We start from the raw sequence: 12843 nt of genomic DNA on the forward strand, positions 1-12843 counted from the left end.
GACAATATAATAATATTACTTTAACATTATAACATTATTCAATATTAAATCATAAAAGAAGGAGGGGGTATTTTGAGGAAATTGTTAACGTATATGAAAAAGTATAGAATTTATGCAATTCTTAGTCCAATACTTATGATATTAGAAGTTTTAGCAGATATAATTATCCCTTATCTAATGTCCCTTATAGTGGATATTGGTATAGTAAATCAGGATATTGAATATATAGTGAAAATAGGACTTATTATGGTAGCTTCAGCTTTGCTAGCTATGACTTTTGGTATTATAAGTGCTCATTGTGGAGCAAGAGCAGGCTTTGGATTTGCTTCAGAAATTCGAAAGGCAACGTTTAAAAAGGTTCAAGGCTTTTCCTTTGCAAATCTTGATGAGTTCACTGTTTCATCACTTATAACAAGGCTTACAAATGATTGTAATACAATTGGGCAAGTAACAATGATGAGTCTTCGAATGGCCGTAAGAGCACCATTTTTGATGATATTTGCTCTTATTATGGCATTTAACATAAATGCATCACTAGCAAAGGTATTTATGGTTGCGATACCGCTTACTGCAATTTTTATAACTATTATTTTATATAAAGCAAGACCTATATTCATAAAACTACAAACTCGTGTGGATAGGGTAAATGCTATTATTCAAGAGAACTTAACAGGTATAAGAGTTGTAAAGTCTTTTAATAGACAAAATTATGAAGAGAAAAGATTTAAGGAAAGAAATGATTTATTGAAGGATACCGCACTTAAAGCAATTTCCCTAGTTATATTCTTAATGCCTATATTAAATATTATAGTATATTCTACGATAATTGCAGTATTATGGTTTGGTGGACAGCAAATTTTAGTAGGTAACATGGGTGGCGGTGAACTTATATCTTTTATAACATATATAACTCAAGTATTAATGGCACTTATTATGGTTTCTATGTTTTTTATGCAATTACTACGAGGATCAGCATCTGTTAACAGAATTATAGAAGTAATGAATAAGGAATCAGAAATTAAGGAAATTAAGAATCCTATAAAAGAAATAAATGATGGATCTATTAGTTTTAATCATGTTGGTTTCTGTTATCCTGGAAGTTCAGAGAAAACATTAAAGGATATAAACATAAGTATAAAATCAGGTGAAGTTATAGGAATTATTGGCTCAACAGGCTCATCAAAATCAACATTGGTACAATTAATACCAAGACTTTATGATGTAACAGAAGGTTTTATAACTGTTGGAAATGTAGATGTTAGGGAATATGATATACAGATATTACGTGATCAGGTAGCATTTGTATTACAACAGAATACATTATTTTCAGGTACAATACGTGATAATATGCAATGGGGTAAAGACAAGGCTACAGATGAACAAATTATTAATGCACTTAAGCAAGCTCAGGCTTGGGAGTTTGTTTCAAAATATGAAGATAAATTAGAGCATAAAGTTGAACAAAACGGTGATAATTTTTCAGGAGGGCAAAAACAAAGACTTAGCATTGCAAGGTCATTAATGAAATCTCCTAAGATTATAATATTAGACGACTCAACAAGTGCTGTAGATATGACTACTGATGCAAAGATACAAAAATCATTTAAAGAAGAACTAGGACATATTACAACAATTATTATTGCTCAAAGGATATCATCAATCCAAAATGCTGATAGAATTATTGTTATGCATGAGGGACAGATAGAGTCCTTTGGAAATCATGAAACATTAATGGATAAATCGCCAATTTACAAAGAAATATATGAATCACAACAGAAAGGGGTGGTTGGATAATGAAAAATCAAAATAAACATCGTCAACTACGCCCTAATAATCCCCGAAAAACGTTGATGAGGCTATTTAGCTATTTTAAATTTAATAAGGTTTTATTTTTTGGTGGAATTTTCTTTACTATAGTTGGTTCGATTGCACAAATTGCGGCTAATGGTATGTTGAGTCCTATAATTGATACATTAGTGGGAGATTACGATACAGGACAGTTTATTAAGTATCTTACTATTATGGGTGTATTTGTAATATTTATAGCTGTAGGTCAATATTTAGGAAATTTATTTATGGCTAGACTAGCACAGAATACTGTTCATAAAATTCGTGAAGATTTGTTTTCGCATATGGAAAAGTTATCTATTTCTTACTTTGACAGTCATTCACATGGTGACTTGATGTCAACATTTACAAATGATGTAGATATGCTTAACCAATCCTTAGAGCAAAGTGTATCTCAAGTTACAATATCTATTGTAACAGTAGTTGGAACTTTCGCTATGATGTTATTTTTAAGTCCAATACTTACTTTGGTAGTTATAGCAATGCTTATAATAATGTTTATTGTAATAAAAAACGTTGGGAAAAAATCTTCTGTAAACTTTCGTAATCAACAATCTACATTAGCTGATATGAATAGTTATGTTGAAGAAATGATGTCAGGTCAAAAAGTCGTTAAGGTATTTAACTACGAAGAACGAACGATTAATAGTTTTAACAAGAAAAATGAAGAACTTCGCAAGGCTAGTACACAAGCATCTACTTATGGAGTTATGCTCATGCCTATTATGGGTAATTTATCATTTGTTTTATACGCACTTGTTTCTATGTTCGGCGCTTTCTTAGTTATGAAGAATAGAATGAGTGTAGGTAATATAGGATCATTCTTACAATATACGAGGAGCATTTCAAGACCTATTACTATGGTATCAAATCAGCTTAATACATTGTTTGCAGCCTTAGCAGGTGCAGAAAGAATATTTAATGTACTTGATGAGAAAGGAGAAATAGACAGAGGTGACGTTGAGCTCGTTGAAGATTGCGAAGGAAAGAAGAACCTTTGTTGGAATGTTCCTAATGAAGATGGTGAACATGAAGAAATACCTCTTAAGGGTTTTATCAAATTTGAAGATGTAGATTTTGGTTATATACCAGGTAAGAAGATACTTAAAAATGTCAACCTTTATGCAAAACCTGGTCAAAAAATAGCATTTGTAGGGTCCACTGGTGCAGGAAAAACTACTATTACTAATTTAATAAATAGGTTTTATGAAATAAATGATGGTACTATTCTTTATGATGGAATAGATATAAAACGTATAAAAAAACATGATTTAAGAAGTACTATGAGCATTGTACTTCAGGATGTTCATTTATTCGAAGGTACAATTGCAGATAATATTAGATATGGTAGACTTAACGCTACCGATGAAGAAGTAAAGGAAGCGGCGAAACTTGCTAATGCACATTATTTTATTAAACATCTACCACAAGGTTATGATACGATTCTTACAACTGATGGACAAAATTTATCACAAGGAGAACGTCAGTTGCTTTCTATCGCTAGAGCAGCAGTAGCAGACCCAGCCATACTCATTCTCGATGAGGCAACATCATCTGTAGATACAAGAACAGAGAAACTTATTGCAGAAGGAATGGATAAACTAATGGAAGGTAGAACAACCTTTGTTATCGCTCATAGATTGTCTACAGTTCGTGATGCTAAAGCTATAATAGTATTAGAACAAGGCGAAATTATAGAACGTGGTGACCATGAAGAGTTAATGAAACAAAAAGGGCGTTATTATGCATTAAATACTGGAGCAATAGAATTAGATTAAAGATGAAATAGGACAGTGTAAATGTATTTCTGTCCTATTTTTATTTGCATAAAGATATCACAAAAGTATTGATTATTTTGTTAAAAAATGGTATCATATTATAATTAAAGAAATCTTTTTAGGAGTTTTAAAATGGATAAATTTGAAGTGTTACATTATGTTGATCATACACAATTAAAAGCCATCACTACTTTGCAAAATATAAGAGTATTATGTGAAGAATCAATTAAATATAAAACAGCTTCTGTATGTATACCGCCATCTTATGTAAAAAGAATTTATGATTGTTATGGGGCTAAAGTAAATATTTGTACTGTAATAGGTTTTCCGCTTGGATACAGTACTACAGAAGCTAAAGTAGAAGAGTGTAGGGTTGCATTATCAGAAGGTGCTAATGAATTTGATATGGTTATTAATATAACTGATGTTAAAAATGGTAATTATGATAAGGTAGAAAATGAAATATCACTAATAAAAAGAACAATTGGTAAGAAAATTTTAAAAGTAATAATTGAAACATGTTATTTAACTGAAGAAGAGAAGATTTCTATGTGCAAAATAGTGACAAACTCTGGTGCTGATTTTATAAAAACGTCTACAGGATTTGGAAGTAAAGGAGCTACTTTAGAGGATATTAGGTTGTTTAAAAAGCATTTAGGCTCAAATATAAAAATCAAAGCAGCAGGAGGAATAAGAAGTTTAGAAGATATTGAAAGCTTTATTAGTGAAGGCTGCTCAAGGATAGGTTCTAGTTCAGCTGTTGAATTAGTAAAATCAGCGAAATAAAACTTAATACAATAAAGAGAGGGGGGGATAAAAAGGTTAATATTAGGTTTAAAAAATTTCCACAGGAAAACATTATCATAGTATAAAGGGAGGAAAATGATGAAACATTTTAAAAAATTACTAAGCATAATATTAATAGCATCTTTAGTACTATCTTTAAGTGCATGTACAACTGAAACCCCTAGTAATACGGAAACAGATACAACTGAAGAAACTGATGCACCTGAAACAGAGGGAACAGAGGAAGAAGTTGAGACTGAAACTGATACTGAAGGGTTTGAACTTGCATTAATTACTGACGTTGGAACAATTGATGATAAATCTTTCAATCAAGGTGCATGGGAAGGTGTTGAAGCATATGCAAAGGAATTTAATATAACTTATAAATACTATAAACCTACTGAAAAATCAGACTCTGCTTATATTAACTCAATTGATTTAGCAGTTAAGGCAGGGGCTAAAGTTGTAGTTTGTCCAGGTTTTTTATTTGAAGTTCCAATTCATACAGTACAGACACAATATCCTGATGTAAAGTTTGTTATATTAGATGGTGCACCTCACAGTGGAGATTATAATATTGATATTGCTCCTAATACTTATTCTATCTTCTATGCAGAAGAAGAAGCTGGTTTCCTTGCGGGATATAGTATTGTTAAAGAAGGTTACACTAAGTTAGGATTTATGGGTGGAATGGCAGTTCCAGCTGTTGTACGTTTTGGTTATGGATTTGTACAAGGTGCTGATTATGCTGCAAAGGAACTTGGATTAACAGACGATATTCAAGTTAAATATACATATGTTGGTAACTTTGATGCATCTCCTGAAAATCAGGCAAAAGCTTCTTCTTGGTACAATGAAGGGACAGAAGTTATATTTGCTTGCGGTGGAGCTGTAGGAAATTCTGTTATGAAGGCTGCTGAAACAGCTGGTACAAATGTAATAGGTGTTGATGTTGATCAATCGGAAGAATCTGATACAGTTATAACATCTTCTATGAAAAATCTATCAAAATCTGTATATGATGCTTTAGCAGACTATTATGCTGATTCATTCCCAGGTGGAACATCTGTTACATTAGATGCAACTGTTGAAGGTGTTCAATTGCCAATGAATACATCTAGATTTGAAAAATTTGCTCAAGATGATTATGATTCTATATATGAAAAAGTAGTAGCAAAGGAAATAGAGATATTAAACGATACTGATGTAGCTGCAATTGCAGAAGCAGAAGATATTCCTGCTGAAGAAGTAACTGCAGCAAATATTCCTACTGAACAAGTTACAGTAGAAGTAATTCAATAATATAGATAAAAGCATTAGAATTAAGGTTGCTTCTTAAGGCCAAAGCCTTAGGGGCAACCTTATTCATAAATAAATATATTAGGTGGTGCCGATATGGAGTATGTAATAGAAATGAATCATATTACCAAGTTATTCGGAAATTTTAAAGCCCTTGACGATGTTACTTTTAAAGTTAAAAAGGGTGAGGTTCATGCGCTTTTAGGAGAAAACGGCGCTGGAAAATCTACATTAATGAGTATTTTATTTGGTTTATATCAAGCTGAAAATGGGGAGATTATAATAAACGGAAACACTGTTGATATAAATAACCCTAATGATGCAAACAATTTAAATATTGGTATGGTTCATCAACATTTTAAATTAGTTCATAATTTTACAGTACTTGAAAGTATTGTATTAGGCAGAGAAACTGTGAAAGCAGGCTTTTTAAAAAAAGATGATGCAAGAAAAAAGGTAATGGCACTTAGTGACCGGTACAAATTAAAAATAAATCCAGATGCTTATATTTCTGATATTACAGTTGGAATGCAACAAAGAGTTGAAATTCTTAAAATGTTATATTGTGATAATGATATTTTAATATTTGATGAACCAACAGCTGTGCTTACACCTCAAGAAATAGAAGAATTAATGAAGATAATGAAAGAGTTAGTAAGTGAAGGAAAATCAATTATTTTTATTTCTCATAAACTAAATGAAATAAAGGCAGTAGCTGACAGATGTACAATATTAAGAAAAGGAAAATATATTGGAACAGTAGATGTAAGCTCAACTTCCAAAGAAGAAATGTCAGAAATGATGGTGGGGCGTAAAATTAATTTTAATATAGAAAAAGATGACATATTAATGGGAGATTCTGTTCTAGATGTTAGAAATCTTACTATTAAAGCTAAAAATTCTTCAAAGAATGTTGTTAATAATGTGTCTTTTGAAGTAAAAAAGGGTGAAATTGTATGTATAGCAGGCATTGATGGTAATGGGCAATCTGAACTAGTTTATGGGATTACCGGACTTATACCAATAAACGAAGGAAATGTAATACTAAAGGGCAAAAATATTACTAAAGAATCTATAAGGAATAAATGTATTAGTGGAATGGCTCATATACCAGAAGATAGGCATAAACATGGACTAGTTCTTGATTTTAATCTCCAACAAAATGCTGTGCTACAAACTTATTATGAAGGTAGATTTCAAAATCACGGATTTATAAAATTTGACTCAGTAGAAGATTATGCTAAAAAATTAATAAAACAATATGACATACGTAGTCCACGAGAAGTAGATTCTATAGTTAGAAATATGTCAGGTGGAAATCAACAAAAATTAATTGTTGCCCGAGAACTTGATCGAAATCCAGATATAGTTATAGCGGTTCAACCAACAAGAGGACTTGATGTCGGAGCTACCGAATATATTCATAAACAATTAATTGAACAAAGAGATAAAGGAAAAGCAATTCTTATTATGTCATTGGAACTAGACGAAGTAATGAACATTAGCGACCGTATACTAGTTATTTACGAAGGGCAAATTGTAGCAGATTTAAACCCTAAAGAAATTACTGTAAAAGAACTAGGTCTTTATATGGTAGGCTCAAAAAGGAGTGTAAATTATGAAAAAGAGGCATAATTTATTAGAAATAAAGGGACTGACAAGTTTTTTTGCTTCTCTAATGGCGATTATAGCAGGACTCCTTTTTGGATTAATAATCCTTTTTATAAGCAATAGCGAGCAGGCAATGCCAGCATTTCTTACAATTTTAGTTGGTGGAATTGTAGATGGTACAAAAGGGATAGCGCAAGAACTATATTATGCAACACCAATAATCTTAACTGGTCTTTCTGTCGGGTTTGCTTTTAAAACTGGTCTATTTAACATAGGAGCATCTGGACAGTTTACTTGTGGAGCATTTGCTGCAATTTTCATAGGAATTAAATGGACATTTTTACCACCAGGTATTCATTGGCTTATAGCTCTTATTGGCGCTATGATTGCTGGAGCAATATGGGGAGCCGGTCCAGGACTTTTAAAAGCTTTTTTTAACGTAAATGAAGTTATTACATCAATTATGATGAATTATATAGGCATGTATCTTGTAAACATGGCTATAGTAAAGACAGTATATGACTCACTTAAAAATCAAACAAAACCCGTTGCAGCGAGCGCAATCATTCCGAAAGCTGGACTTGATAAGTTGTTTAATGCAAGCAGTTTAAATATAGGGATTATAATAGCAATATTAATGGTAATAATTGTTTATATTATATTGAACAAAACAACTTTTGGTTATGAATTAAAGGCTTGCGGTCAAAATAAAGATGCAAGTAAATATGCAGGAATTAATGAAAAGAAAAGTATAATATTATCAATGGTAATTGCAGGTGGATTATCAGGTCTTGGAGGTGGGTTGTTGTACCTTTCAGGATCAGGGAAGTATCTACAGGTACTTGATATATTAGCACCAGAAGGTTTTAATGGAATTCCTGTTGCACTACTTGGTATGTCTCACCCAATTGGAATATTATTTGCTGGATTATTTATTGCGCATATTACAGTTGGAGGATTCAATATTCAGCTTTATTCTTTTGTTCCTGAAGTAATCGATATGATTATTGCAGCGATTATATATTGTGGAGCATTTGCATTGTTGTTTAAGAATTTAATTAATAAAATTATAAAGGTAAAATTTAGCGAAAATATGCAAGATAATAAAACTAACGATTCTTCAAATGGCGTTTCAACAGAAAAAAGTGAAGAAATCATTAAGGAGGAAAGCTGATTATGGAAACATTATATTTTGTTGCACAGCAAACAATGTATTTTGCAATTCCTCTTTTAATTGTAGCCTTAGGAGGGATGTTTTCAGAGCGTAGTGGAATAGTAAATATTGCATTGGAAGGCATAATGGTTATGGGAGCGTTTATCAGTATTTCTTTCATAAATATTTTTCAAAGTTCTATGAGTGGACAGCTACTTTTGATTTTAGCAGTTTTAGTAGCCGGATTAATGGGAGGATTATTTTCAATTTTACACGCTTTTGCTTCTATCAGATTAAAGGCAGATCAAGTTATAAGCGGTACTGCATTGAATTTATTTGCTCCTGCTTTTGCTATATTTGTTGCTAGGATGGTTCAAGGTGTTCAACAAGTACAATTTAAAGATACATTTTATATAAGCAAAGTTCCTATTTTAGGGGATATTCCAGTCATAGGCTCAATTCTTTTTCGTAATAGTTATATAACTACATACCTTGGTATAGGTATTGCGATTTTATCATGGATAGTGATTAATCATACTCGATTTGGGTTAAGACTTCGTGCTTGTGGCGAACATCCTCAAGCAGCAGATTCTGTTGGTATTAATGTTTATCGAATTCGTTATGCTGGTGTATTTATTTCTGGGTTTTTAGCAGGAATTGGAGGACTTGCTTTTGTAATCCCCACATCTACAAATTTTAATGCAACTGTTGCAGGATATGGATTTTTAGCATTAGCAGTTTTAATTTTTGGTCAATGGAGAACAAAGAGAATTTTTTATGCAGCTTTCTTTTTTGGTATTATGAAGACTTTTGCATCAGCGTATTCAGGTATACCTTTTTTAAAGGGGCTTCCAATATCAAATGAAGTATACAAAATGATTCCATATATTGCAACTCTAATAGTATTAACATTTTCATCCCAAAATTCTCAAGCACCAAAAGCAGAAGGAGTTCCTTTTGATAAAGGAAGCAGATAATTGAAATAGTAATAACAGAAGATGAACAATCCTCATTTATGGTTACATTATTTATGGGGATTGTTTTTATATATCCATATATATGGTATAATATTTTAAAGATTTTGATAAAACAGTCTTTGAAATTAAAGAATATGATAATAAATTAATTAATTGACGAATTAAATTCAATATGGTAGATTATAGTAGATTTAATAATTATGTAAATCATTTAATGTGATAATACAACTGGGTTTTTTGCAGAGGAGTGAAAAGTATGGCTTTTATTTGTGATGAAAAATGTAAAGAATTAAATCAGGCTAACAAAAATCTTGCTAAAGCACAAAAGTTAGCCCATATTGGTAGTTGGGAAATGGATATAATTAACAGAAAAAATTATTGGTCTGATGAAACATATCGAATTTTTGGTATAAATAAAGGGCAATATGATGATTCATATGAAGGATTTTTAAAATTTGTTCATCCAGATGATTTAGGAGTAATACAAAATGTTTTATCAAATCCTCCTATGTCACAAATTTATGATATGGAATTTCGTATAATTAGATCAGATGGTTCAATACGCAATATATATGAATTAATGGAATTTACATTTGATGAGAATAGGAAGCCAATATATATACATGGTACTACTCAAGATATTACAGAAAAAAAAGAAATGGAAAAGTTAATTGAACAAAAACAGAAAGAAATTGATATAATTCAAAGAAAATTTCAAGTATTAATACAAGAATCTAGTAATGTTTTTGAGATTATTGATTCTGATGGTACAATATTATATATAAGTGAGGCAGTTGAAAAAGTTTTTAATTTTAAACCAAAAGAAAGAATCGGTAAAAAAATATACGACTATTATGATGAAATAGAAACAAGAAAGTTATCCAAGATGATTGAGATAGTTTTAGAGGATTCAAGTAAAAAAGTTAAAGGAGATATAATATATAAAACTAAGACTGGAAAGAAAACATATATTGAAGTAAATATGAAAAATTTACTACATGAACCATCAATTAAGGGAATAGTTATTGACTTTATGGATATAACACGAAGAGTAGAAATGGAGAAAAAAATGGCTTATATTTCTACCCATGATGAATTAACTAATTTACCAAATAGAACATACTTTAATAGGAAACTAAGCATTCAATGTCTTCATGCTAAAAATACAAATACTAAATTTGCATTAATAATGCTTGATGTGGATGGATTTAAAAATATTAATTATTCGTTGGGATTTGAGCGAGGAAATAAACTTATTAAAGAAATTGTTCTAAAATTAAGGTCATTTCTAGGAGAGACTATTTTTATTAGTCGCTATTCAGAGGACCATTTTGCTATAATAGTACAAGGATTAAGAAAGCAAGAAGAATATGAAAGTATAGTTAGAAAATTAATTAAACTATTTTCAAAACCGTTTATAGTTGATAAACTTGAATTAGATGTTACAGTTAATTTAGGCATATGTATATATCCTGATGAAGCAAAAGATGCAGATTCCCTTAGAAAACAAACTATGAATGCATTAATAAGAGCTAAAAAAGATGGAAAAAATAGATTCAAGTTTTTTTCTATAGGTTTGGATATTCAAAACTATAAAGAATTTATTATTAGAAATGATTTCCGTCATGCTATTGAAAGGAACGAACTTAGAATATATTATCAACCAATTATAAATTTGAAAACAAATGAAATATTAGGCGCTGAAGTTTTAGCTAGATGGGAACATCCTGATTGGGGAATTATAAAACCAGAAGAATTTATTCCATTAGCAGAAGACACAGGTTTAATTATAGAAGTAGGAAAGTGGATTTTAAGAGAAGTTTGTAGAAACTATAATCAATGGATGATAGAAGGGAAATCAAATATAAAAGTAGCAGTTAATTATTCTAGCATTCAGTTTTATGAAAAAAAGTTTGTTGAAAATATTTTAAAAACAATAGATGAATTTGATTTAAATCCTAATTTTTTAATTATGGAAATTACTGAAAATATATTTTTAGAAAAAGGTGATAATGTAATTTCAAATATAAGCAAATTGCAATCTTATGGGATACAAATAGCACTTGACGATTTTGGAACTGGTTATTCCTCATTAGCTTATTTAAATTCTTTTAATATAGATATATTAAAACTTGACGGGTCTTTTATAAAGAATATTACTACTGATGAAGCCAATACTGTTATTACAAAACATGTAATAACTATGGCTCAGGAGCTTAAAATAAAATTAGTCGCTGAAAAAATAGAAAATTTCCAACAATTATCTTACTTGAAAGAATTAAACTGTTTTGCAGGACAGGGGTACATATATAGTAAACCAGTACCCTTAGGGGATTTTAATGAAATATTGTCTAAAGAAAAATGTATGCCTATGTGACGATTACAACTTATGATGAAATAAATAAAAGAGGTATAAACAACAACATTAATAATAATTTATAAGGTGATTGATATGATTATTAATAATTTAAATAAGTATATATTAGGAATATTAGATTCAATTAACATTGAACAATATAAAGAAATTAATGTTAGTTTAACCGAAGCATATGATGTTAAAAATATTATTAATAAGAGGAAAAGAGATTCACATAAAGGAACATATGGCAGAGTAGGTATGATATCAGGTTCAAAGGGTATGGCTGGAGCTGCTGTTTTAAATTTAAATAGTGCACTTAGAAGTGGTTCGGGACTTGTTAAAGCTTTTATACCTAATTCCATATATTCAATAGTTGAGTCTATGTCTATTGAAGCATTAACATATGCATTTGATGAACAAAATTTATCTTTGAAAGAAGTATATAGTGAAATTATATCCTTTTCAGATGTAATAGCTACCGGCTCTGGTTGTACTAACTTATCTAGTTATAAAGTTATTTTAGAATATTTGTTAGAAACAGCAACACAACCACTAATAATTGATGCAGAAGGTATAAATGTTTTGAATTTAAACAAGTTAATAAATCATAAACAGGATATTGTCTTAACTCCCCATTATGGTGAAATGTCTAGACTGTTAAATAAAGATATAAGTAATGTAAGGGAAAACATTATAGATAATGCAAAGGACTTTACAAAAAAATATAATGTATATTTAGTTTTAAAAGGAGCTAGAACAGTGCTATCTTGTCCAGATGGGTGTGTATATATTAATACAACTGGAAATCCAGGTATGGCTACAGCAGGAAGTGGAGATGTTCTAACGGGTATTATTGCGTCATTTATAGGGCAAAAAATAGAAATATCAAAAGCGATTAGAACTGCTATATATATTCATGGATTGTCTGGTGATATTGGAGTAAAACATATAGGAGAATATTCTTTTGTTGCTAGTGATATTATTAAATATTTGCCAGCTGCTTTTAAAGGGATAAATGCTGATTAAAATTTA

9 protein-coding genes are annotated in these 12843 nt (G+C 30.4%); all 9 read left to right on the forward strand.

Annotated features, from left to right (window positions below):
- Positions 1-72 precede the first annotated feature (72 nt).
- The 9 genes from U8307_RS09395 to U8307_RS09435 all read left to right on the forward strand — a co-directional run bounded on the left by U8307_RS09395 (position 73) and on the right by U8307_RS09435 (position 12837).
- Entirely contained in the window at positions 73-1794 is a 1722-nt protein-coding gene (locus U8307_RS09395; RefSeq protein WP_326907276.1) for an ABC transporter ATP-binding protein, read from the forward strand.
- Positions 1794-3626 carry an ABC transporter ATP-binding protein gene (locus U8307_RS09400; protein WP_326907279.1) on the forward strand — a complete coding sequence of 611 codons (1833 nt, stop codon included), beginning with the start codon at positions 1794-1796 and terminating at the stop codon, positions 3624-3626. Before U8307_RS09395 ends, U8307_RS09400 begins: the two co-directional genes overlap by 1 nt.
- A 132-nt stretch (positions 3627-3758) precedes the next feature.
- A complete protein-coding gene (gene deoC / locus U8307_RS09405; RefSeq protein ID WP_326907282.1) occupies positions 3759-4412 on the forward strand; it encodes a deoxyribose-phosphate aldolase in 654 nt (217 codons plus the stop codon).
- Between the two features lie 99 nt (positions 4413-4511).
- Positions 4512-5714 (forward strand): BMP family lipoprotein, encoded by a 1203-nt coding sequence (locus U8307_RS09410; RefSeq protein ID WP_326907284.1) that lies wholly within the window; start codon positions 4512-4514, stop codon positions 5712-5714.
- Positions 5715-5807: 93 nt separating this feature from the next.
- Positions 5808-7346 carry an ABC transporter ATP-binding protein gene (locus U8307_RS09415; protein ID WP_326907286.1) on the forward strand — a complete coding sequence of 513 codons (1539 nt, stop codon included), beginning with the start codon at positions 5808-5810 and terminating at the stop codon, positions 7344-7346.
- The gene (locus U8307_RS09420) at positions 7330-8496 is read left to right on the forward strand and encodes an ABC transporter permease (protein WP_326907288.1); all 1167 of its coding nucleotides are present in this window, start codon (positions 7330-7332) and stop codon (positions 8494-8496) included. Before U8307_RS09415 ends, U8307_RS09420 begins: the two co-directional genes overlap by 17 nt.
- Positions 8497-8498: 2 nt before the next feature.
- Positions 8499-9452 carry an ABC transporter permease gene (locus U8307_RS09425; RefSeq protein ID WP_326907290.1) on the forward strand — a complete coding sequence of 318 codons (954 nt, stop codon included), beginning with the start codon at positions 8499-8501 and terminating at the stop codon, positions 9450-9452.
- A 256-nt stretch (positions 9453-9708) separates the two neighbouring features.
- Complete coding sequence (locus tag U8307_RS09430; protein WP_326907292.1) at positions 9709-11829, forward strand: sensor domain-containing protein; 2121 nt, start codon at positions 9709-9711, stop codon at positions 11827-11829.
- A gap of 75 nt (positions 11830-11904) precedes the next feature.
- On the forward strand, positions 11905-12837 hold the full coding sequence (locus U8307_RS09435; RefSeq protein ID WP_326907293.1) for an NAD(P)H-hydrate dehydratase: 933 nt from the start codon (positions 11905-11907) through the stop codon (positions 12835-12837).
- Positions 12838-12843: the final 6 nt, after the last annotated feature.

The organism is Sedimentibacter sp. MB31-C6 (assembly GCF_035934735.1).
Lineage (GTDB): Bacteria > Bacillota > Clostridia > Tissierellales > Sedimentibacteraceae > Sedimentibacter.

Bases quoted from the DNA above. Each gene is read 5' to 3' on its own strand.
- U8307_RS09400 (WP_326907279.1), top strand. From the start codon at position 1,794: ATGAAAAATCAAAATAAACATCGTCAACTACGCCCTAATAATCCCCGA.
- deoC (WP_326907282.1), top strand. From the start codon at position 3,759: ATGGATAAATTTGAAGTGTTACATTATGTTGATCATACACAATTAAAA.
- U8307_RS09410 (WP_326907284.1), top strand. From the start codon at position 4,512: ATGAAACATTTTAAAAAATTACTAAGCATAATATTAATAGCATCTTTA.
- U8307_RS09415 (WP_326907286.1), top strand. From the start codon at position 5,808: ATGGAGTATGTAATAGAAATGAATCATATTACCAAGTTATTCGGAAAT.
- U8307_RS09420 (WP_326907288.1), top strand. From the start codon at position 7,330: ATGAAAAAGAGGCATAATTTATTAGAAATAAAGGGACTGACAAGTTTT.
- U8307_RS09425 (WP_326907290.1), top strand. From the start codon at position 8,499: ATGGAAACATTATATTTTGTTGCACAGCAAACAATGTATTTTGCAATT.
- U8307_RS09430 (WP_326907292.1), top strand. From the start codon at position 9,709: ATGGCTTTTATTTGTGATGAAAAATGTAAAGAATTAAATCAGGCTAAC.
- U8307_RS09435 (WP_326907293.1), top strand. From the start codon at position 11,905: ATGATTATTAATAATTTAAATAAGTATATATTAGGAATATTAGATTCA.